21 protein-coding genes are annotated in these 20,626 nt (G+C 56.4%); 10 read left to right on the top strand and 11 right to left on the bottom strand.

Annotated features, from left to right (window positions below; translation table 11 throughout):
• Positions 1–116: 116 nt before the first annotated feature.
• The 5 genes from livF to U869_RS0109345 all read right to left on the bottom strand — a co-directional run bounded on the left by livF (position 117) and on the right by U869_RS0109345 (position 5,057).
• Positions 117–818, bottom strand: a complete 702-nt coding sequence (livF, locus tag U869_RS0109365) for a high-affinity branched-chain amino acid ABC transporter ATP-binding protein LivF (protein ID WP_025120108.1) — start codon at positions 816–818, stop codon at positions 117–119.
• A gap of 4 nt (positions 819–822) precedes the next feature.
• Entirely contained in the window at positions 823–1,590 is a 768-nt protein-coding gene (livG, locus tag U869_RS0109360; RefSeq protein ID WP_025120109.1) for a high-affinity branched-chain amino acid ABC transporter ATP-binding protein LivG, read from the bottom strand.
• Positions 1,587–2,870, bottom strand: coding sequence for a high-affinity branched-chain amino acid ABC transporter permease LivM (locus tag U869_RS0109355; protein ID WP_025120110.1), 1,284 nt, complete (start codon positions 2,868–2,870; stop codon positions 1,587–1,589). The genes livG and U869_RS0109355 overlap by 4 nt, the downstream gene beginning before the upstream one ends.
• A complete protein-coding gene (gene livH / locus U869_RS0109350; protein WP_025120111.1) occupies positions 2,867–3,793 on the bottom strand; it encodes a high-affinity branched-chain amino acid ABC transporter permease LivH in 927 nt (308 codons plus the stop codon). The genes U869_RS0109355 and livH overlap by 4 nt, the downstream gene beginning before the upstream one ends.
• A 148-nt stretch (positions 3,794–3,941) precedes the next feature.
• On the bottom strand, positions 3,942–5,057 hold the full coding sequence (locus U869_RS0109345) for a branched-chain amino acid ABC transporter substrate-binding protein (RefSeq protein WP_025120112.1): 1,116 nt from the start codon (positions 5,055–5,057) through the stop codon (positions 3,942–3,944).
• Between the two features lie 464 nt (positions 5,058–5,521).
• Between U869_RS0109345 and panM the strand changes: the two genes are divergently transcribed.
• The 3 genes from panM to U869_RS0109330 are packed head-to-tail and all read left to right on the top strand — an operon-like array spanning position 5,522 to position 9,187.
• Positions 5,522–5,917: an aspartate 1-decarboxylase autocleavage activator PanM gene (panM, locus tag U869_RS0109340; protein WP_025120113.1), complete on the top strand. Its 396-nt coding sequence runs from the start codon at positions 5,522–5,524 to the stop codon at positions 5,915–5,917.
• Positions 5,914–7,131, top strand: a complete 1,218-nt coding sequence (locus U869_RS0109335; protein ID WP_025120114.1) for a DUF3142 domain-containing protein — start codon at positions 5,914–5,916, stop codon at positions 7,129–7,131. Before panM ends, U869_RS0109335 begins: the two co-directional genes overlap by 4 nt.
• Entirely contained in the window at positions 7,118–9,187 is a 2,070-nt protein-coding gene (locus tag U869_RS0109330; protein WP_025120115.1) for a hypothetical protein, read from the top strand. The genes U869_RS0109335 and U869_RS0109330 overlap by 14 nt, the downstream gene beginning before the upstream one ends.
• Before the next feature lie 58 nt (positions 9,188–9,245).
• On the opposite strand, the gene rpoH is transcribed toward U869_RS0109330, so the two are convergent.
• The 4 genes from rpoH to ftsY form a co-directional block, all read right to left on the bottom strand.
• Positions 9,246–10,103, bottom strand: a complete 858-nt coding sequence (gene rpoH / locus U869_RS0109325; RefSeq protein WP_025120116.1) for an RNA polymerase sigma factor RpoH — start codon at positions 10,101–10,103, stop codon at positions 9,246–9,248.
• A 315-nt stretch (positions 10,104–10,418) separates the two neighbouring features.
• Positions 10,419–11,372, bottom strand: coding sequence for a permease-like cell division protein FtsX (ftsX, locus tag U869_RS0109320; RefSeq protein ID WP_025120117.1), 954 nt, complete (start codon positions 11,370–11,372; stop codon positions 10,419–10,421).
• Positions 11,362–12,033, bottom strand: coding sequence for a cell division ATP-binding protein FtsE (ftsE, locus tag U869_RS0109315; RefSeq protein ID WP_025120118.1), 672 nt, complete (start codon positions 12,031–12,033; stop codon positions 11,362–11,364). Before ftsE ends, ftsX begins: the two co-directional genes overlap by 11 nt.
• A 5-nt stretch (positions 12,034–12,038) precedes the next feature.
• Positions 12,039–13,598 (bottom strand): signal recognition particle-docking protein FtsY, encoded by a 1,560-nt coding sequence (ftsY, locus tag U869_RS0109310; RefSeq protein ID WP_025123975.1) that lies wholly within the window; start codon positions 13,596–13,598, stop codon positions 12,039–12,041.
• Positions 13,599–13,806: 208 nt separating this feature from the next.
• On the opposite strand from ftsY, the gene rsmD reads away from it, so the two are divergent.
• Both rsmD and U869_RS0109300 read left to right on the top strand, forming a co-directional pair.
• On the top strand, positions 13,807–14,430 hold the full coding sequence (gene rsmD / locus U869_RS0109305) for a 16S rRNA (guanine(966)-N(2))-methyltransferase (protein ID WP_025118963.1): 624 nt from the start codon (positions 13,807–13,809) through the stop codon (positions 14,428–14,430).
• Positions 14,420–14,692, top strand: coding sequence for a DUF1145 family protein (locus tag U869_RS0109300; protein ID WP_025118964.1), 273 nt, complete (start codon positions 14,420–14,422; stop codon positions 14,690–14,692). The genes rsmD and U869_RS0109300 overlap by 11 nt, the downstream gene beginning before the upstream one ends.
• A gap of 22 nt (positions 14,693–14,714) precedes the next feature.
• On the opposite strand, the gene U869_RS0109295 is transcribed toward U869_RS0109300, so the two are convergent.
• A complete protein-coding gene (locus U869_RS0109295) occupies positions 14,715–15,074 on the bottom strand; it encodes a DUF2500 domain-containing protein (RefSeq protein ID WP_025118965.1) in 360 nt (119 codons plus the stop codon).
• A 164-nt stretch (positions 15,075–15,238) separates the two neighbouring features.
• On the opposite strand from U869_RS0109295, the gene U869_RS0109290 reads away from it, so the two are divergent.
• Both U869_RS0109290 and U869_RS0109285 read left to right on the top strand, forming a co-directional pair.
• The gene (locus U869_RS0109290; RefSeq protein WP_021181510.1) at positions 15,239–15,865 is read left to right on the top strand and encodes a lysoplasmalogenase; all 627 of its coding nucleotides are present in this window, start codon (positions 15,239–15,241) and stop codon (positions 15,863–15,865) included.
• A gap of 139 nt (positions 15,866–16,004) precedes the next feature.
• A complete protein-coding gene (locus U869_RS0109285; RefSeq protein WP_025118966.1) occupies positions 16,005–18,326 on the top strand; it encodes a zinc/cadmium/mercury/lead-transporting ATPase in 2,322 nt (773 codons plus the stop codon).
• Between the two features lie 48 nt (positions 18,327–18,374).
• Here U869_RS0109285 and tusA read toward each other — a convergent pair whose 3' ends face one another.
• Positions 18,375–18,626, bottom strand: coding sequence for a sulfurtransferase TusA (gene tusA, locus U869_RS0109280; RefSeq protein WP_025118967.1), 252 nt, complete (start codon positions 18,624–18,626; stop codon positions 18,375–18,377).
• 199 nt (positions 18,627–18,825) lie between these two features.
• Here tusA and U869_RS0109275 point away from each other — a divergent pair, with 199 nt between their 5' ends.
• The 3 genes from U869_RS0109275 to U869_RS0109265 all read left to right on the top strand — a co-directional run bounded on the left by U869_RS0109275 (position 18,826) and on the right by U869_RS0109265 (position 20,602).
• Positions 18,826–19,491 carry a 7-cyano-7-deazaguanine/7-aminomethyl-7-deazaguanine transporter gene (locus tag U869_RS0109275; protein ID WP_025118968.1) on the top strand — a complete coding sequence of 222 codons (666 nt, stop codon included), beginning with the start codon at positions 18,826–18,828 and terminating at the stop codon, positions 19,489–19,491.
• 36 nt (positions 19,492–19,527) lie between these two features.
• Positions 19,528–19,962: a GNAT family N-acetyltransferase gene (locus tag U869_RS0109270; RefSeq protein WP_025118969.1), complete on the top strand. Its 435-nt coding sequence runs from the start codon at positions 19,528–19,530 to the stop codon at positions 19,960–19,962.
• Positions 19,963–20,035: 73 nt separating this feature from the next.
• Positions 20,036–20,602, top strand: a complete 567-nt coding sequence (locus U869_RS0109265; RefSeq protein WP_025118970.1) for a DcrB family lipoprotein — start codon at positions 20,036–20,038, stop codon at positions 20,600–20,602.
• Positions 20,603–20,626 lie beyond the last annotated feature (24 nt).

Here is a 20,626-nt window from a genome sequence, read left to right as displayed (position 1 = left end):
TTCAAGTTACAGCTAGGCAGCAAACATGTTTATCCCCAGGAGCTTACTTTTGGGTAAGTGACTGGGGTCAACATGTGCAGCTAACAACGCTGTAGCTTGAAAGACGACGGGTATTTTTAACCGCCCAGGTAGGCCGATCGCACTGCTTCGTTTGCTAACAATGCGGCCCCCGTATCTTCCAACACCACGCGGCCATTTTCCAGCACATAACCACGATCCGCCAGTTTTAGTGCCTGGTTGGCGTTTTGTTCTACCAGGAAGATGGTCATTCCCTCTTCACGCAGCTGCTGGATGATGTCGAAAATCTGCTGGATGATGATCGGGGCCAGCCCGAGCGAAGGCTCGTCCAACAGCAGTAACTTCGGCTGGCTCATCAGCGCACGGCCAATGGCCAGCATCTGCTGCTCGCCACCGGACATGGTGCCAGAACGCTGGCTACGGCGCTCCAGCAGGCGCGGGAACAGGGTAAAGACCCGTTCGATGCGTTGGTGATACTGCTCGCGATCGGCAAAGAAACCGCCCATCGCCAGGTTCTCTTCCACCGTCATGCGGGAAAATACCCTCCGCCCTTCCGGTACGATCGCCACAGCCTCACGCATGATGCTCGCAGTCTGCCACTGGGTGATGTCCTGATCCAGCAGCGTGATAGAACCCTCAGTGGCTCGGGGATCGCCGCATAGCGTGCCGAGCAGCGTCGTTTTACCCGCGCCGTTGGCCCCGATCAGGGTGACGATCTCCCCTTGCTGAATGTTCAGGCTGACCTGATGCAGCGCCTGAATTTTGCCGTAATGGGCGGAAACCTGATTAAATGACAACATATGCTTATTCGCCCAGATAGGCCCGGATCACGTCCGGGTTATTACGGATTTCTGCCGGTGAGCCTTGCGCCAACGGCGTTCCCTGATTCACCACGTAGATGCGATCGGAAATCCCCATCACCAGCTTCATATCATGTTCAATCAACAGCACTGATACCTGATGCTGGTCGCGCAGCTCGACGATCAGGTGGTCCAGCTCATCGGTTTCTTTCGGGTTGAGGCCCGCCGCCGGTTCGTCCAGCATCAATAATTCCGGGCGCGTAACCATGCAGCGGGCGATTTCCAGCCGACGCTGTTGGCCATAGGCCAGGTTGCCCGCCGAACGGTTAGCCATCTCCAACAGACCAACGCGTTCCAACCATACCGCCGCGCGCTCCAGCGCATCGGCCTCTGCACGACGGAACGCCGGGGTTTTCAGCAAACCGGCAAACACGCCGCTTTTCAGATGCTGATGCTGAGCCACCAGCAGGTTTTCAATCACCGTCATTTCGCGGAACAAGCGTACGTGCTGGAAGGTGCGCACCACGCCCATACGGGCAATGGTCTGGCCGGAAAGCCCTTCCAGATGGCGATCGCGCAGTTTGATGGTGCCGCTGGTCGGGCGATAGAATCCGGTCAGGCAGTTGAACACCGTGGTCTTGCCTGCGCCGTTCGGCCCGATCAGCGAGACAATCTCACCTTGATGCAGTTCCAACGCGACGTTGTTTACCGCCAGCAAACCACCAAAGCGCATCGAAAGCCCGGCAACCGCCAGTAAAGGTTGAGTACTCATGCCTGCTCCCCCTTCACCGCTTTGATATCAGCCACTTTCAACTTCAACTGCGGGCGTTTCATCGGCAGCAGCCCCTGTGGCCGCCAGATCATCATCAATACCATCAGCGCCCCCAGCAGCAACATGCTGTATTCGTTCAGATCGCGCATCAGCTCACGGGACACCACCAGCAAAATCGCCGCCAGGATCACCGCAAACTGCGAGCCCATGCCACCCAGCACCACAATCGCCAGCACAAAGGCAGACTCCACAAAGGTGAAGGATTCCGGGCTGACAAAGCCCTGGCGCGCGGCAAACAGCGTCCCGGCAAAACCGGCAAAGGCAGCACTGATGGTGAAGGCGGTCAGTTTGATCTTGGTTGGGCTCAAGCCCAGTGAACGGCAGGCGATCTCGTCTTCACGCAACGCTTCCCAGGCGCGGCCCAGCGGCATGCGCAGCAGACGGTTAATCACAAACAGCGTCAGTATCACCAACAGCAGCGCCACCAGATAGAGGAACACGATGCGGTCGCTGGGATCGTATTTCAGACCAAAGAAGTTATGGAAGGTATCCCAGCCGCCATCGCGGGCGCTGCGGTTAAACTCCAGGCCAAAGAAGGTCGGTTTCGGGATCTGGCTGATGCCGTTCGGCCCACCGGTGATTTCGGTGTTGTTCAGCAACAGGATACGGACGATTTCGCCAAAGCCGAGCGTGACGATCGCCAGATAGTCTCCCCGCAGGCGTAACACCGGGAAACCGAGCAGGAAGCCGAAGACGGCGGTAACAATCCCCGCCAGCGGCAGACTTTCCCAGAACCCTAGGCCGTAATAATGGTTCAGCAGCGCATAGGTATAGGCACCGATGGCGTAAAAGCCGCCGTAGCCCAGCACCAGCAAGCCGGAAAGGCCGACCACCACGTTCAGACCCAGCCCCAGCATGACGTAAATCAGCGTCAGGGTGGCGATATCCACCGTACCGCGCGACACCAGGAACGGCCAGACTACGGCAGCAATAATGATCGCCGCCGCCAGCACTTTCTGACGCAAGGTCGAACCATCAAAGCTTGGCAATACAAACGCAGGGCCGGAGATTTTCTTCATCCCGTGCTGCATCAACGGACGCAACAATTGGAAGAAAAATACCACCACACAACCGATACCAATCCACATCCAGCGCACTTCGGCGGCGCCGTGCACCACCAGCTTGGTGCCGTCGAGGCTCAGTTGCATCCCCATCAGGAAGGAGGCCATGACAAACAGCACGACCGTGGCAATACAGGCGTTAAGCAGACCGAGTTTCATACTTTCTCAACCTCCGGACGCCCAAGGATGCCAGTTGGCATCACCAGCAACACCACAATCAGCAAGGCGAAAGACACCGCGTCTTTATATTCGGTACTCAGATAAGCCGAGGTGAGCGCTTCGGCCACACCCAGAACCAACCCACCGATCATCGCGCCAGGAATACTGCCGATCCCGCCCAGCACCGCAGCGGTGAAAGCTTTCATCCCGGCCATAAAGCCGATGTAAGGGTTAATCACGCCGTAGAACTGACCGAGCAGCACGCCCGCCACCGCCGCCATCACGGCCCCGATCACGAAGGTGAGCGAAATCACCCGGTCGGTATTGATGCCCAGCAGGCTGGCCATCTTCAAATCTTCCGCACAGGCACGGCAAGCGCGACCCATACGCGAATAACGGATAAACAACGTCAGGGCCAGCATCGCCAGGAAGGTGACCACCCAGATGATGAGCTGCATGGTGCTGATGGTCGCGGCAAAGCCGTTACTCTCACCCAGCACCCATTGGCCGGTGACCAGGCTTGGCAGTGCCACATCACGCGAACCTTGCGTCAGGCTGACGTAGTTTTGCAGGAATATCGACATCCCGATGGCGGAAATCAGCGCAATCAGACGCTTGGAACTGCGCACTGGCTTGTAAGCCACGCGTTCAATGCTCCAGCCATAGGCGCTGGCAATGACGATAGACACCATGAACGCCGCGCCGATCAACACCCAACCGACGTCGATGCCAATCATCATTAGGGCGGCGATCACAATAAAGGAGACATAGCTGCCGATCATATACACCTCGCCGTGGGCGAAGTTGATCATGCCGATAATGCCGTAAACCATGGTGTAACCGATGGCGATCAAGGCATAGGTGCTGCCCAGCGTCACGCCGTTGAACATCTGCTGCAGAAAATAGAGGAACTGCTCTGACATACTCTGACCTTCTAAGGTGTTGTACTGGCCGACAAAGAGCGGCCCAACGGCCTGCTGGCGTTGCAGGCGCCGGGAATTCCCGGTTTGTAGATTTTGCTGTCGTGGTGGCCCTACTCCCGATGGAGCAGGAGCCACCTTTAAACCAGACTTATTTAATCGGCGTTGATGAACCGTCGGCATGCCATTCGAACACCCCGAACTCGAAGCCTTTCAGATCGCCTTTGTCATCCCAGCTCAGTGGACCCATGACGGTTTCCACCGGTTGGCCAGTTTTCAGATCTTTGATGATATCGGCTGGCTCCTGGCTGCCGCTGCGCTCCATCCCGGTGACCAGAGACTGCAAGGCGGCATAGGTGGTCCAGATAAACGGCCCGCTCGGATCCAGTTTTTTGGCTTTCAACGCATCCACTACCGGCTGGTTGGCAGGTACCTGATCGTAGCGTTTCGGCAGGGTCACCAGCATGCCTTCAGACGCGGCACCGGCGATGTTGGACAGCGAAGAGTTACCCACGCCTTCCGGCCCCATAAAGCGGGCTGCCAGACCGGCCTGTTTGGCCTGACGCAGGATCTGGCCCATTTCCGGGTAGTAGCCGCCGAAGTAAACGAAATCGACGTTTTCTTTCTTCAGACGCGCGACCAGAGTAGAGAAATCTTTGTCGCCAGCGGTGATACCTTCAAACATCACTGGGTCGGTACCTTGCTTTTTCAGGCTGTCACGCACTGAACGCGCCAGGCCTTCACCATATTGCTGCTTGTCGTGGATCACGGCGATGCGCTTGGGTTTGATGTCATTGAGGATGTAGCTGGCCGCCGTTGGGCCCTGATCGGAGTCCAGACCGGTGGTACGCATAATCATCTTGTAACCACGGGTGGTCAGATCGGCGTTAGTCGCCGCCGGGGTGATCATGATCACGCCTTCGTCTTCATAAATATCGGAAGCGGGCTGGGTCGAAGAAGAGCACAGGTGGCCGATCACGTAACGGATACCGTCATTGATGACCTTGTTGGCTACCGCTACCGCCTGTTTCGGGTCACAGGCATCGTCATACTCGACCGCTACCAGCTTATCGCCCTTGATACCGCCTTTGGCGTTGATATCGGCAATCGCCTGACGCGCACCGGTGAACTCCATATCACCATACTGCGCCACCGGGCCGGACATCGCGCCAACTACGGCCACTTTGATGTCTTTTGCCATAGCAACATGACCAATAGCCATCGCGAGACAACCGGCCAGCAACGCTTTACCCTTTGTTAATTTCATCCGCTTAATCCCCATCTGTCGTTGTGAGTGTTGCTGTTGTTGTTTGTCACACCTAATCATTGTTTCTAGCGGGCGGATTGCAAGTTACAGCCCCTTGTCTACGGCCAGCAAAACGACGCCAGAACGCTTTTATCTATAAGTAATAATGATTTAGGCACATTTGTGACAATATTTTCTAATAAGACTTTATTTTTCATGTTATTAAACAGGAATTTTCTTCTGCAAAGCAACTCTCAATGTCAGAAACAAGCGGTGTAAACAGGATAAAATCCGGATTAAATCTGCGCTGTTTATCATCAGGAACAGCGCGATATGCTGGTTAACACCTCATTAACCAATCGTTTACTCGGAAAATGCCCGCGGCAAAAAACATTTTGCCCAGCACACGTATAGAAAAACTTACACAACGCGCTGTGCAAGATCCATTACACTATCGGCATCCTTTATCGGTGCGGAAATCCGGCATGAAACTGACCATTGAGCGCTTGACCAACCTGTCCCCGCAAGACCTGATCGACCTTGGTAAAATCTGGCCACATCAACAGCCTGCACAGTGGTTAAGCTGGTTGGAGGAGGGCAAGACGCTGTTCGCCGCACGATTTAACGAGCGGTTGCTGGGGGCGGTAAAAATCGAGATCCACGACCAGACCGCTCAATTGCACGACCTGATGGTGCGCGAAGTCACTCGCCGCCGTGGCGTGGGGCTATATCTGATCGAGGATGCGCAACGTCAGTTGCCACAGGTGCAACATTGGCAACTGACTACCGCCGGGCTGGCCGCACGTGAACGTGGTGAGGTCGGCAACTTTATGCGCGCCTGTGGCTTCCAGGCACAGGATGATTGCTGGCATAAGCCATGAAACGTTGGCTAACACTGGAGGTATTGCTGCTGCTCGCCCTGACAGCCGGGTTGGCAGGACGTTATCAGGCAACCCAACTGTCTCACTCCTGGGATCAGCAGGTCTATATTTGGCAACGCGTATGGACTCCCCAGCATGCCGAGGCGCTGGCCGCCAGCCAGGACCTGTTTACCACCTTGCGCGTGTTGGGTTTGCAGGTGCATCCGCGTGAGGGTTTTCGCGATATTCAGGTTGATACCGCCCTGCTGAAACAGGATGGCCGCCCGCTTTGGCTGGTCGTCCGGCTGGATGGACAATTGATGCAGTTGGATGAGACCACCATCCATGCCCGCTTACAACAACAGCTACAACGCTGGCAGGCGGCGGGTTTACCGGTCATTGGCGTGGAGATTGACCACGACGCCGCCACCGTTCGACTGCCCGAATATCAAAAATTCCTGCGACAACTGCGTCGACAGCTTCCCCCTTCATTACAGCTTGGCATCACCGCCCTGCCCGCCTGGATCGGCTCCCCGGCGCTGCCTGGTGTACTACAACAGGTAGACAGCTCGGTACTCCAGGTACATGCGGTACTCTCACCGACCCAAGGTCTATTCGACGGCCAGTTGGCGCTGGAATGGGTACGTCTTTACGCACGCCTTAGTCCTAAACCTTTCCGTATCGCCTTGCCCGCCTACGGCATGGCTCTGTTGGGGTACGATGCCCAAGGGGCCTTGGTTGAAAGTGAAACCTCGCAGCGCGTGGCGGGCAAGGTGCAGGAACTGACCGTGGCACCACAGCAGATTGCCGATTTCTTGCAGCAGCTCACGCAACGCCAACTACCGCACCTGCGCGGCATTATCTGGTTCCGTCTGCCGCTGGCGAACGATCGCCGCGCCTGGTCGATGGCGACGCTGCGGGCGGTGATCCAGCATCAACCCTTGCTCGTCAACTGGCAGGTCAAGTTTCTGCCGCAACCACAGCAAGACGGGTTGTACGATTTGATTATCCAAAATCAGGGACCGGTGGACGCCCCATTACCCCGTGAGATCCACATTCAAGCCGAAGGTTGCCTGGCTGCCGACGCTGTAGGCAATTACCAGTTGGCAACCCCATCGGCACCACTACGCTTTATCCGCATTAGCGGCGATCAGTTACGAGCGGAGCAATCACGCCCGCTGGGCTGGCTACGCTGCCAACAGATCGCGCCAGGAGGCACTCATGTCATACCTTGATTCGCACCGCAGCCGTGTGCTCCCACTAGCATCCTTAATCGCCGCTGCATTGATCATGCCGTTGAGCGGCCAGGCCTGTGGACCCGATTTTCCCAACCGACTGCTGATGGACCGCAACGGCACCCTGCTGTCGATGCCTGAGGGCAACTTCGCTTTCGAAGCGAGCCGTCTGGTAGCGGTAGATCCACAACTGCCACGCTGGCAGGCTCCAGCTCCAGCTCCGGCCACACCGCCAAAACCGATGCCGCTCTCGCCAGAACAACAGGCCATTGCCCAGATGCGGGCAACCAAAACCGTTGAAGAAGCCGATGCGGTGAATGCGCAGGGGTTATCTAATGCCGCTCGCCTGTATACGTTGGGCGCAGTTGCTTTTGCCGGCGAAGATCCCCGTGCGTCGCAATATTTTCAGCAAGTGTTAGCGCTACCTGACGCCGAACAGGGCGAGTGGGGATTACGGGCGCAATATTCACTGGGTCGTCTGCTGATGGACGATCATGGCACCCCGGAAAACGAATCCGGTGCAGAGCCGGTGGTGAAGCACCCGGAGAAAGCGCAGCTTGAGCAAGCCATGGCCGCCTTCCAACAAGTGATTGACCAGGTGAAAAAGGGCAGCGCCGATCCCGACCAGTTGGCACTGAGCAGCCTGGGTCAGCAAGCACGGATTCATTTGTGGCTTGGAGAGTTTATCCCGGCGGCACAGCTTTACGCTCAGCAAGCCGCCCAGGGCGATCCCGACGGAGGGCTTTCGCTCCAGTACATTTCTACCTATTTGATCAACCCGCAGCATGTGGAAGCGTTAAAACAGGCCATTCACGATCCGTTGATCCAGCAGTTGGTCACGATTGAACTGTTCGCCCGCGGTAGTAATCTGCAAATGTCCGATGCCAATAGCACCGGGGTGGGCGCAAAACAGGTCATTGACCAGAATCTGACGCTGCTTAACGATTCGGTAAAAAGTGGTTTCACCGGCAGCGACCGGCTAGCGGCGTTAGCCTATCGTTCCGGGCAATATGCTATGGCGGCCAACCTGCTGAAGAACGCCGCTGATAGTGGTTTAGCCTGGTGGCTACGCGCCAAGATGGCCCTGCGCGACGGCGATGTGAAGGCCGCGACTGCCGCCTATGCCAAGGCCGCAGCCGCCTTCCCTACGGACGAAAGCTGGGGAGAACAACGTAACGACGAGTTCGCACCCGAGATGATCGTCCCAGATTGCCGAGTGGCTGGCGAGCAGGCCATTCTGGCGCTGAACCGGGGTGACTATCTGCAAGCGATGGACCTGATGTATCGCGGCAAAGAAAACTACTGGGCAGACGTGGCGGATATCGCCGAGCGAGTGCTGACCATCGATGAGCTGAAGGGCTTTGTGGATAAGCACGCTCCAGCACCAACCACGCCACTGAAGCCGGTTAAACCTGATGAGTACAATGGCGAACGGATCACCCAGGAAGTCCAACTGCGCGAACTGCTGGCGCGGAGAATGATGCGTGCAGGCCGTTATCAGGAAGCGGTGAACTACTTTGCCATTCCTAACTACCGCCAGGCTGCGCAAGACTTTGCCAATTTGATGAAAGCGGCACAGGATAAAACGGCAGATAACAACGCTCGCGCCAAAAGCTACTATCAGGCAGCAGCGCTATTGCGTTCGCAGGGACTGGAGTTCACCGGTTACGAAATGACGCCGGATTACAACATCTATGGTGCGGGGTATTCCTATCTGGGGGATGCGTTCAACACCAAGGATAGCAAAGACAAGAGTTGGATCAGTGCGGCCGAAGCGGCGCGGGCCAAGAAATCGTTGCCGGAGGCAGAAAACCGTTTTCTGCACTATCGCTGGCAAGCGGTCGGTCTGGCACAAAAGGCCGCCGATTTACTACCACCGAAAAGCCAGGCCTATGCCGCCGTGCTGTGTAACGCCGCGGGTTGGGTGATTGCCCGTGACGCCAAGACTGGCCGGGCACTGTATCAGCGCTATATCAAGAACGGCACCCAGTTCGATTGGGGCACCAAGTTTGGCTACGACTGCCCAGCTCCAGATTTTAGCACCGCAACCAACTAGCGATAAAAACAGAAAAGCCCGGCAAGCCGGGCTTTTCGAACTGTAAACGCTGTCAGTATCAGGCTTCGATCGCCATCTTCAGTTTCTTCATGGCGTTCTTTTCCAACTGGCGCACACGCTCGGCAGAGACGCCGTACTGATCGGCCAGCTCCTGCAAGGTGGACTTGTTGTCGTCGTCCAACCAGCGGGCACGAATGATATGCTGGCTGCGCTCGTCCAGACCTTCCAGCGCGTAGGCCAGTTTGTCTGCGGCGTTGCTTTCCCAGTTATCTTCTTCGATACCTTCGGCAAAGTCTGAGCTCTTGTCTTGCAGATAGAGCATCGGGGCCATGGCATGACCGTCACGCCCTTCGTCTTCCGGCGTTGGGTCAAAAGACATATCCTGTGCCGCCATGCGCGACTCCATCTCACGCACGTCTTTGCTGGTAACACCCAGCTCGCGCGCGACCAGCTCCACTTCATCCTGATTGAACCAGCCCAGACGCTGCTTGGTTTTGCGCAGGTTGAAGAACAGCTTACGCTGTGCCTTGGTGGTTGCGACTTTCACGATACGCCAGTTGCGCAGCACGTATTCGTGAATTTCTGCCTTGATCCAATGCACCGCAAAGGACACCAGACGTACGCCAACCTCTGGGTTGAAGCGACGCACGGCCTTCATCAGGCCGATATTCCCTTCCTGGATCAGGTCTGCCACTGGCAAACCGTATCCTGAATAGTTACGGGCAATATGAGCGACAAAGCGCAGGTGAGACAGGATGAGCTGCTTAGCTGCTTCCAGATCGCCCTGATAATGCAGCCGTTCAGCCAGTTCCCGCTCTTCCTCTGCCGTCAGCATCGGATAGGTGTTGGCTGCCCGCAGGTAGGCTTCCAAGCTGCCCTGTGGGACTAAGGCTAAAGTGCGCATTTCTTTGGTCATTCAAAACCCTCTCTTGATAAAACTGGTCATGCAGGCGATTTCACGGCGGGGAGCGATTGATCTTACGGCAGTTGCTGTTGCAAAAACGGTTCCACACGCCGGGCACCTAAACATTTTGCTGCAGATTTTGACCGTGCTCAACCCAAAAAGTTCACCGTTTTTCACACACAGTGCACACGACAATACGCCATGAAAGCTCGGGTTGATTGGGAATTTGTGCGTTTGAGAAGATAGCGGAGATGTTGATATCTGGCAACTCTTCTCCCGCAGCACGGCAACCGGGCCGCAGCAGGAGAAGAGTATACCAAAAAATCACTATTGTGGTGTAAATCGGCGTAAATGTTGCACTGTGGCCAACCAGGCGGCAATCCAACCGATCATGGCTGAAATCAGCAGCAACAGTAGCGCCTCATCCCAGCCCAGGCCATGCAGGGTAAAGGTGGTACCAAACACCTTCGCCACGTTGGTCACCACCGACTCCAGCTTCCACACCAGCGCGCCAGACAGGATCAGCGATAATAGCGCACCGAAGAAGCCGAGCATCGCACCGCCGTTGAGGAACGGCCGCAGGATAAAGCCGTCGGTAGCCCCGATCAGTTTCATTACGTTGATGGTATCGCGACGGCTGAAGATACTCAGACGCACGCTGTTACCAATCACCAGGAACACCGCCACCACCATCAGTATGCCGATCATCAAGGCCACCTGGCCCACCAGCCCGGTCAGCGCCGCCAGGCGGGCAAACCAGCTATCGTCCATACGTACTTCATCCACGCCCTGCACCGCCGCCACGCGATCGCGCAGGGTGTTGAGCGTATCGGAACTCTGGAAGCTCAACTGTGGCGTCACTATCGCCACGGCTGGCAACGGGTTTTCTTCCAACATATCCAGCGCGCCGCCAAAACCTGACCAGTTGCGGAACTCGCCCCGCGCCTCTTCACGCGACAGGTAGTTCACCTTCTCCACCCCGGCCTCGGCCTTGATGGCATCCAGCACTTTGACCGCCGCGTCATCGTCGAGGGATTTGTCCAGATACACCGTCAGCTGTGGCGTCGGATACCATTGCGTCGCCGCGGTACTGACGTTCTTCCACACGATGTAGCACACGCTCGGTAGCGTCAGGGAAATGGCAATCACCATCACGGTCAGCAGCGTTGCCAGCGGTTGGCGCAGCATATCGGCAATGGCGTTCATCCAGGCATAGCGCCATTGTTCACGCCAGCCACCGCGCAGTGCCTTGCTCTTGGCGGTTTTTGCATTATTCGCCATGCTGTGATCCCCCTGCCATACGGCCCTGGCTCAACGTCAGGATGCGGTAATTGCGCCGGGCGATCAGCCCGGTGTCGTGGGTTGCCATCAGCACCGTCACCCCAACGCGGTTGAATTCTTCAAACAGGCGCAGGATCCCTTCCGACAGGGCGTCGTCCAGGTTACCGGTCGGTTCATCCGCCAACAGCACCGCAGGCTTGTTCACCACCGCGCGGGCAATGCCAACGCGTTGCTGCTCACCGCCGGAAAGCTGGATCGGGAAGTTCTTCGCCTTATCCAACAGCCCGACTTTATCCAGCGCAGCCGAAACGCGGCGACGGATATCCTCGGTACTGGCACCAGCGATGATCAGCGGCATCGCCACATTGTCATACACCGTACGATCCAGCAGCAGATGGTGATCCTGGAAAATCATGCCGATCTGGCGACGCAGGAAAGGCACCTCGCGGTTTTTCAACCGGCTGATGTCATGACCACCAAACCAGATATGACCGGCGCTTGGCCGCTCAATCCCACAAATCAGTTTCAGCAGGGTACTTTTCCCCGCGCCGGAATGGCCGGTCAGAAACGCCATCTCCGCCGGACGCAGATGAAAATCTACCCCCTGCAGGGCCTGCCGTCCGCCCAGATAAGCTTTACTGACCTGTTCAAAGCGAATCATCCGTATCAATCCTCTCGGGCAAAAAGTGCCTCAATAAAGTCATCAGCCTTAAACGGCCGCAAATCTTCGATACCTTCACCAACGCCGATGTAACGGATTGGGATAGTAAACTGATCGGCGATGGAGAAGATCACCCCGCCTTTGGCGGTACCGTCCAGTTTAGTCAGCGTTATGCCGGTCAGGCCCACGGCTTCATTAAATAATTTCGCCTGGTTAACCGCATTTTGTCCGGTGCTGGCATCCAGAGTCAGCATAACCTCATGGGGGGCCTGCTCGTCCAGCTTTTTCATGACGCGCACGATCTTCTTCAGCTCTTCCATCAGGTGCGCCTTGTTTTGCAGGCGACCCGCGGTGTCGGCAATCAGCACATCGATATTGCGGGCTTTGGCAGCTTGCACTGCGTCGAAAATCACCGAAGCGGAATCGGCACCGGTATGTTGAGCGATGACCGGAATGCGGTTACGTTCACCCCAAACCTGCAACTGCTCGACCGCTGCGGCACGGAAGGTGTCGCCTGCGGCCAGCATCACCGACTTGCCCTCAGCCTGGAACTGACGCGCCAGCTTGCCGATGGTGGTGGTTTTACCCACGCCGTTGACGCCAACCATCAGGATCACGAACGGCGTTTTGCCGCCGACGTCCAGCGGCTGATCCACCTTGGCGAGAATCTCCGCCATCTCTTCTTTCAGCAAGACATACAGCGATTCGGCGTCTTTCAGCTGCTTACGGCTGGCGTGCAGGGTGAGCGACTCGATGATTTTACGGGTAGTTTCTACGCCAACGTCGGCGATCAGCAGCTGTTCTTCCAGCTCTTCGAACAGATCGTCGTCGATCTTCTTGCCACGGAACAGGCCGATAAAGCCGGAGCCCAGGTTCTGTTTGGTTTTCAGCAGGCTGCGTTTCAGGCGCGCAAAGAAGCCTTCTTTACTCGGGCGTTCCTGTTCTTGCGTCACCGCAGGAGCCAGCAGCTCAGGCTGTTCAGGTTCTTCTTCCAGTTCGGGTTCAATAACCTCTTCAACCCATTCTGGCTCAGGCTCGAGGATCTCAGCAGGCGTCTCGACCACCGCTTCAACCAACTCTGGCTCAGGTTCGATAATCTCGGCAGGTGCTTCGACCACCGCTTCAACCAGCTCTGGCTCAGGTTCGATAATCTCGGCAGGCGCTTCGACCACCGCTTCAATCAGCTCTGGCTCAGGTTCGATAATCTCGGCAGGCGCTTCGACCACCGCTTCAATCAGCACAGGTTCTTCTGCTGGCACCTCAGGATGTGGCGCTACAGTAACTTCTTCGATCGCCACCGGCTCAGCGTGGTGTTCTTCCAGCGGCAGGATATTTTCGGCAATAGGCTCGCCGCTCAGGCTGCTATCCCATTCCCCTGGGATGTCTTTGGTGGCGGCTGGCGCAGACTCCTGGGCGGGCAGTTTATCGTCCAGTTTGGGGGCTGCCGGGGTTTCTGCGGCCTGCTGCTCCGCCGGTTCTACGGCAGATTCAGTTTGTTGCTGCTCTTCTTCCTTCTGGCCAAAGCCCAGCCAGGAGAAAAACCCACGTTTTTTATCTTTTGCCATGCTCTGACCCTACTCCGTACCAATGGCTGCAAATGCGAAAAATTAATTCGCCGAGTCTATCACTTTCCCTGGCACAGCAACACGCATCGGCAATGCTTTCATCGCAGTAGTTTTTCACGCCCCACCGCTGCCAGGCTGCAACTTATCCGCAATTCGGTATAGAATGGCGGTAACTTTTCGTTAACCTCGCAACCGATTAAGACTCTTTATGGCAAAACAACCACCGCGCGGCGCACTCAAAAAACCGCAGACGGCCTCTGCTGGCCAGATCCGCATCATCGGCGGCCAATGGCGCGGGCGCAAACTGCCGGTGCCTAACAGCGAAGGGCTGCGGCCAACCACTGACCGCGTACGCGAAACCCTGTTCAACTGGTTGGCTCCAGTGATCCGCGGGGCTCGTTGTCTGGACTGCTTCGCTGGCAGCGGTGCGTTGGGGTTGGAAGCGCTGTCGCGCTATGCCGAAAGCGCCACGCTGCTGGAATACGAGCGGCCAGTGGCACAGCAACTGGGGAAAAACCTGGCGCTGTTGCAGGGCAATGGCAGCGTCGTCAATACCAACGCCTTGACCTGGCTGGCGGGTAACGGACAACCTTTTGACGTGGTGTTTCTCGATCCCCCGTTCCGCAAAGGGTTGCTGGCCGAAACCGTCACGCTGTTGGAACAACAGGGCTGGCTGGCGAACGAGGCCTGGATTTACGTTGAGGCGGAAGCCGAAAGTGCCGCCACAGATGTCCCGGCAAGCTGGACATTGCATCGTGAGAAGGTCGCCGGCCAGGTCGCCTATCGCCTTTACCTCCGTTCCCTCGAAGAGAACACCGAACATGCTGATTAATCTGGGCCGTCTGCTAATGCTGTGCGTATGGGGCTTTCTGCTCGCCAATCTGTTCCACCCGTACCCTAAGCCGCTAACCTACTTCATCAACGTGGCGTTGTTCTTTATGGTGGTGATGCACGGGTTGCAACTGGTGCTATTGAAATCTACCCAACCGAAAGACCAACCCATTAGCCGCTGGCTGGAAACCAAGATCTTTATCTTTGGCGTGTTTGAGCTGTTGGACTGGCAGAAAAAGCAGCCGCCGCTAAAGAAAAAATAGACGGGCATGGCATGCGGCGCCCCTACAGAGTTTGTGCCGTGAAAGAGATAAAGCGGGTGCCCTGTAGGCTCAGCGTGCCCTTCTCGCCTTTATCTATTTGATTATATTGCTGCTGTGGTAGCGGTATTTTGATCTCACTGCCGCCGGTCAACGGCCGGAAGTACACTTCGTAACGCATATCTTCCACCACGATGTTTTCCCGCTGCCGCGAACGACGATTCGGCGAGGGAAACTCCCGCTTGGCACTGACTTCCACCTGCAATGTGCGCACCGGTTGGCGGTCATTATCCACATCCTGGCGGCGTTTGTTGAGGTACTGGCGGGTCGCCAGCACCGCAATCAGCGCGATCACGGCAACAAAAAACAGCGGTGGCTTACTCATCAAAGGCTTTCCTCTTTTTATGCGGCGGATGTCATTCACACCGAAAACGGCGTAAACATAGCATTCAGAAGAAAGCATTGTCGAACCCCTGCGCGCTGCTTACACTGTGAATGTGACAACCTGGAGCGGGTTATCCCAGCTCCCATGATAAATAAGGAAGACATATGAGTTGGCCGTTCCTTGCCGTATTTTTTTCCGGTTGGTTGTTCGTTGATGCCTCCTATCGCGGCCCGCGCTGGCAGCGCTGGGTGTTTAAACCGGTCACCTTGCTGCTGTTGCTGCTATTGGCCTGGCAGGCGCCGGTATTGGGCCCCGCAGGTTACCTGATCGTTTTGGGTCTGTTGGCAACGCTGGCGGGCGATGCCTTGCTGCTGCTGCCGCGTGAGCGGGTGCTGTATGCTATCGGTGCTTTCTTCCTCTCGCATCTGTTGTATACCCTGAGCTTTGCCAGCCAGATGACCTTCAGTCTGTTCTGGCCGTTGCCGCTGGTATTGCTGGTGATTGGTGCGCTACTACTGGCTATCATCTGGAGTCGCCTGGAAGAAATGCGCTGGCCAATCGCCACGCTGGTTGCCATGACGTTGCTGATGGTGTGGCTGGCGGGGGAACAGTATTTCCTGCGCAGTACCGACTTTGGCTTCTCATTGCTGGCGGGCACCTCGCTGCTGCTGTTGGCGAATATCGTCTGGCTGCTGAACCGCTATCGCTTTACCTTCCGCGCGGCAGACGCTGTGGTCGCCTTCTGCTACTTCTCCGGGCATTTCCTCATCGTCCGCTCGTTGTATCTCTGATCTCCGGTGAAGGGTCCGGGCAACCGAACCCTTCTCCCCTTCAATTAACAATAATTCTCATATAGCTCTTGACTCTGGAGTCAGCTCCAAGGTGTAGAGTTCATGCTGAGAAGATAATGGATTGCCTGAAGGGGGCGCTATGCACACTCATAAAGAACATCAGCATCAAGAACATAACCACGATCATGGCTGCGGCTGTGGTCATGACCATGCCAAAACCCAACATGGCTGTTGCAGTGAAAAAACCACGGTAGGGGAAACTCCCGCTCATAACCATGAATCGGCCCATGAGCACGGAGCCAGCTGTTGCAGTGGCGATGGCCCCAACGATCCGGATGAGGAAAGCGACAGGCTGGCTGCCGCTCCCCCTTCCGGCAGCCAGCGTTTCAGTTGGAAAGTGACCGGCATGGACTGCCCGAGCTGTGCCAAGAAAATCGAGAATGCCGTAACGTCGATCCCCGGCGTCGATAGTGCTCGGGTGTTGTTTGCCACCGAAAAACTGGTGGTAGATGCCCAATCCGACGTCAGCATGCGGGTGCAGGATGCGGTAAAACAGGCCGGATTTACCCTGCTGGGGGCAACCCCGGCGGCCAATTCTGCTGAGCCGCAAGCCTCCCGTCTGGGCGAGTACGGCCCCATCGTGTTGATCTCCGTACTGATGGTGCTCAGTTGGATCCTGGACGCTTTTAACCCACGCCTCGGCGAAATTGCCTTTATCGCCACTACGTTAGTCGGCCTGGCCCCCGTTGCCAGCAAAGCCTTACGTCTGATCCGCTCAGGCACACCGTTCGCCATAGAAACCCTGATGAGCGTTGCCGCCATCGGTGCGCTGTTTATCGGTGCCACTGCCGAAGCGGCCATGGTACTGCTGCTGTTTATGGTGGGGGAATTGCTGGAATCCTACGCGGCCAACCGTGCACGCCGTGGCGTGAAGGCGCTGATGGAACTGGTGCCGGAAGATGCCCTGCTTATCCAGGGGGGTGAACGCAAACGCGTTGCTGTGGCCAGCCTGCGCCCCGGTGACGTGATAGAAATCGCGCCCGGTGGCCGTTTGCCTGCCGATGCCGAATTGCTCAACCCGTTCGCCAGCTTTGACGAAAGCGCGTTAACCGGTGAATCCGTACCGGTAGAACGGCAGCAAGGTGAGAAAGTGGCTGCGGGTAGCCTGTCCGTCGATCAGGCCGCTCAGATGAAGGTCATTTCCGAACCGGGCAACAATGCCATCGACCGTATTCTGCAACTGATTGAAGAGGCCGAAGAGCGCAGAGCGCCGATTGAACGCTTCCTCGATCGTTTCAGCCGCTACTACACTCCGGCAATCATGTTGCTGGCTGTGGCAGTGATCCTGGTGCCACCGTTGCTGTTTGCCGAACCCTGGGAGATGTGGATCTACCGTGGCCTGACCCTGTTGCTGATCGGTTGCCCATGTGCCTTGGTAATCTCTACGCCAGCAGCGATTACCTCCGGCCTTGCCGCGGCAACACGCCGGGGTGCACTGATTAAAGGCGGCGCAGCTCTGGAACAACTGGGCCAAGTGCAGACCATCGCATTCGACAAAACCGGTACGCTGACCGAAGGTAAACCGACGGTGACCGACATACTGCCAGCAGATGGCCTCAGCGAGCAACAATTGCTGGCCATCGCAGCAGCTGTCGAGGCAGGTTCGCACCATCCATTGGCACAGGCCATCGTCAATCGCGCGGCGGAAAACGGGGCGGCATTATCGCTGGCCGAAGGCCGTCGAGCGTTGGCAGGCATCGGCGTTGAAGGGACTGTTGACGGTAAAACCATCCTGATCAGCGCCCCGGGCAAGTTGACAGAAAGCCAGTTAACCAACGAATGGCGTAGTCGCGTTGAGACGCTGGAGACGGCGGGTAAAACCGCGGTGGTGGTATTACAGGATGGCCAAGCTATCGGCCTGTTGGCATTACGTGACACTTTGCGCGGCGACGCCAAACAGGCGATTACCGAGTTGGCACAGCTAGGGATACGTGGCGTGATGCTCACTGGGGATAACCCACGCGCGGCGGCCGCTATTGCCAGTGAGCTGGGGATCGATTATCGCGCCGGGCTAATGCCGGAAGACAAAGTGAAAGCGGTAACCGAGTTGAGCAAGCTGCAACCCACCGTCATGATCGGCGACGGGATCAACGATGCTCCGGCGATGAAGGCCGCCAGCATTGGGATTGCGATGGGGAGTGGCACCGATGTCGCGCTGGAAACAGCGGATGCTGCCCTGACACACAACCGGTTGGTCGGCGTCGCAGAGATGATCCGTATCTCCCGCGCAACCCATGCCAATATTCGCCAAAACATTACCATTGCGCTGGGGCTGAAAGCGATCTTCCTGGTCACCACTCTGCTGGGGCTAACCGGCCTGTGGTTGGCCGTATTGGCAGACTCCGGTGCGACCGCGCTGGTAACCGCCAACGCTTTGCGGCTGCTGAGGAAACGCCAATAGTGTAGATAGACGGGCGTGGCATGCCGCGCCCAGTCAACAACGCTATGATTATTCGGGCAGGCCCTTGCGCAGCAGGTAGCGATACGGTGCCTGATCGGTTTCCTGTGCCACCAATGTGTGTTCCATAAAGCGGCAAAAACCCGGAATGTCGCGGGTAGTGGCCGGATCGTCGGCAATGATCAGCAACGTTTTACCGTTATCCATATGGCGTACGGTTTTACGCACCATCATTACCGGTTCCGGGCAGCGCAGCCCCAGCGCGTCGAGCGTCTGGTCTGCCTGGGCAAAAATGTCAGTCATGCATTTCTCTCGATCTAAAACGATCGGCGAACCCTCGCCGGATCTGATTACCCGCTAGTTTACGCCGGTAGTTTTTCTGCGCAAGGCACGTTAACGTTTGCGTTAAATTTAACCATTGCATTGAATACGCAAACGCGTACCATGTCGCCGCGCAGTTAAAAATGGGTTCCCTCACCCCATAACCTAAAAAGGCTACATCATGTATTCGTTTACCGATCGACAACGCTTAATCGCGTTGATTTGGCTATCGCTATTCCATATTGCCATCATTACCTCCAGCAACTATCTGGTGCAGTTACCGATCAGCATTTTCGGCTTTCACACCACCTGGGGGGCCTTCACTTTTCCGTTTATCTTCCTGGCCACTGACCTGACCGTACGGATCTTCGGTGCCCCATTGGCGCGCAGGATTATCCTTGCCGTCATGGTCCCGGCGCTGTTTATTTCCTATGTGATCTCGACCGTGACTTTCCAGGGTGAGTGGCAGGGCTTTGCCGCCTTGGCCAGTTTCAACCTGTTTGTAGCGCGTATCGCCGCCGCCAGCTTTATGGCGTACGTACTGGGCCAGATCCTGGACGTGCAGGTGTTCAACCGCCTGCGTCAACGCAGCGCCTGGTGGGTTGCTCCCGCGGTAGCCATGTTCCTGGGCAATATCAGCGATACCCTGGCATTCTTCTTTATCGCCTTCTACAAAAGCAGCGATCCTTTTATGGCCGCCAACTGGGTGGAAATCGCGCTGGTGGATTACAGCTTCAAGGTGCTGATCTGCCTGGCGTTCTTCCTGCCAATGTACGGTGTGCTGCTCAATATGCTGCTCAAACGTCTGGCAGAACGCCAACCGGCCAATCAGTTGCAACCGAGTTAAGTTAGTATGGGCAGTCTGACTTTATGGAGACTGCCCATGCGATTAATCACCCGCCAAGCTACACTTGAAGAAATCCACCGTCTCTACCTGACTATTCCTGAATTTGGCAGTCTGCATAGCCTGAGCGATTTGCAACAACGCGTCGCAGATAGTCCCACTCACGGCTTGATTGCTGAAATTGATGGCCAGGCGGCCGGTTTTAAACTCGGCTATCAAACCGGGCCGGGGGAGTTTTACAGCTGGCTGGGGGCGGTTTTACCTGCCTTTCGCCGTCAGGGCGTTGCTCAAGCTCTGCTGGTGGAACAGGAGCACTGGGCCCGCACACAGGGCTATCAGCAGCTATGGGTCAAAACCCGTAATCAGTTCCGCGCCATGCTAATAATGCTAATTAATCACGATTATCAGATTTTCTCTCTGGAAAAGAGAGGCGAAGTGGCCGAGTATCGTCTATTACTTAAAAAAATCTTGTGACATCGTCTCATCGGTCATTCGGCGCTGTCATACGACCAAGAAACTCTACCTGTAAAGGAATAAGGAATACCAGATGCGTAAAGTAACAAAATTGATGGGTATCAGCCTGTTAGTGCTGGGCCTCGCGGCCTGTGATGGCGCGACCAAAGACAGCAAAGCACCAGCAGACAGCGCAGCGGCCAGCGTCCCAAGTGGACAACAGGTGAGTTTATTGGATGGCAAACTGACCTTTACCCTGCCGAACGGTTTGGCCGATCAGAGCGATAAGCTGACCAACCAGCCGAGTAACGTGCACATCTATGCTGACGGCAGCAACCAACGTGCGGTGATCGTGATCGTTGCAGATAAAGCGGCAGCAAGCGATCTGGAAACTCTGGCTAAACGTATGGAAGAACAGCAACGCTCCCGCGATGCCAACCTGCAGGTCATCACCAACAAAGCGGTTGAAATTAACGGTGCGTCAATGCGCCAACTGGATACCGTGATCACCGTTGCTGGCCAAAAAGCCTACTCTGGTGTACTGCTCGGTATGATGCCAGATGGTAAGCAAGTGACCCTGCAAATCACGCTGCCAGCAGATAACCAGCAGCAGTCGCAAGACGTGGCGGCAGGCGTGTTCAATACGGTTAAAATCAAGTAGTAACGGCTGTGGGCCAGTACGCTG

It is taken from the genome of Serratia sp. H1w (assembly GCF_000633355.1).
GTDB lineage: Bacteria > Pseudomonadota > Gammaproteobacteria > Enterobacterales > Enterobacteriaceae > Chania.
This window is presented reverse-complemented; position numbering and strand designations above follow the sequence as displayed.

Coding starts and splice junctions, on each gene's coding strand:
- livF (WP_025120108.1), bottom strand. CDS start 818: ATGTTGTCATTTAATCAGGTTTCCGCCCATTACGGCAAAATTCAGGCG.
- livG (WP_025120109.1), bottom strand. CDS start 1,590: ATGAGTACTCAACCTTTACTGGCGGTTGCCGGGCTTTCGATGCGCTTT.
- U869_RS0109355 (WP_025120110.1), bottom strand. CDS start 2,870: ATGAAACTCGGTCTGCTTAACGCCTGTATTGCCACGGTCGTGCTGTTT.
- livH (WP_025120111.1), bottom strand. CDS start 3,793: ATGTCAGAGCAGTTCCTCTATTTTCTGCAGCAGATGTTCAACGGCGTG.
- U869_RS0109345 (WP_025120112.1), bottom strand. CDS start 5,057: ATGAAATTAACAAAGGGTAAAGCGTTGCTGGCCGGTTGTCTCGCGATG.
- panM (WP_025120113.1), top strand. CDS start 5,522: ATGAAACTGACCATTGAGCGCTTGACCAACCTGTCCCCGCAAGACCTG.
- U869_RS0109335 (WP_025120114.1), top strand. CDS start 5,914: ATGAAACGTTGGCTAACACTGGAGGTATTGCTGCTGCTCGCCCTGACA.
- U869_RS0109330 (WP_025120115.1), top strand. CDS start 7,118: ATGTCATACCTTGATTCGCACCGCAGCCGTGTGCTCCCACTAGCATCC.
- rpoH (WP_025120116.1), bottom strand. CDS start 10,103: ATGACCAAAGAAATGCGCACTTTAGCCTTAGTCCCACAGGGCAGCTTG.
- ftsX (WP_025120117.1), bottom strand. CDS start 11,372: ATGGCGAATAATGCAAAAACCGCCAAGAGCAAGGCACTGCGCGGTGGC.
- ftsE (WP_025120118.1), bottom strand. CDS start 12,033: ATGATTCGCTTTGAACAGGTCAGTAAAGCTTATCTGGGCGGACGGCAG.
- ftsY (WP_025123975.1), bottom strand. CDS start 13,598: ATGGCAAAAGATAAAAAACGTGGGTTTTTCTCCTGGCTGGGCTTTGGC.
- rsmD (WP_025118963.1), top strand. CDS start 13,807: ATGGCAAAACAACCACCGCGCGGCGCACTCAAAAAACCGCAGACGGCC.
- U869_RS0109300 (WP_025118964.1), top strand. CDS start 14,420: ATGCTGATTAATCTGGGCCGTCTGCTAATGCTGTGCGTATGGGGCTTT.
- U869_RS0109295 (WP_025118965.1), bottom strand. CDS start 15,074: ATGAGTAAGCCACCGCTGTTTTTTGTTGCCGTGATCGCGCTGATTGCG.
- U869_RS0109290 (WP_021181510.1), top strand. CDS start 15,239: ATGAGTTGGCCGTTCCTTGCCGTATTTTTTTCCGGTTGGTTGTTCGTT.
- U869_RS0109285 (WP_025118966.1), top strand. CDS start 16,005: ATGCACACTCATAAAGAACATCAGCATCAAGAACATAACCACGATCAT.
- tusA (WP_025118967.1), bottom strand. CDS start 18,626: ATGACTGACATTTTTGCCCAGGCAGACCAGACGCTCGACGCGCTGGGG.
- U869_RS0109275 (WP_025118968.1), top strand. CDS start 18,826: ATGTATTCGTTTACCGATCGACAACGCTTAATCGCGTTGATTTGGCTA.
- U869_RS0109270 (WP_025118969.1), top strand. CDS start 19,528: ATGCGATTAATCACCCGCCAAGCTACACTTGAAGAAATCCACCGTCTC.
- U869_RS0109265 (WP_025118970.1), top strand. CDS start 20,036: ATGCGTAAAGTAACAAAATTGATGGGTATCAGCCTGTTAGTGCTGGGC.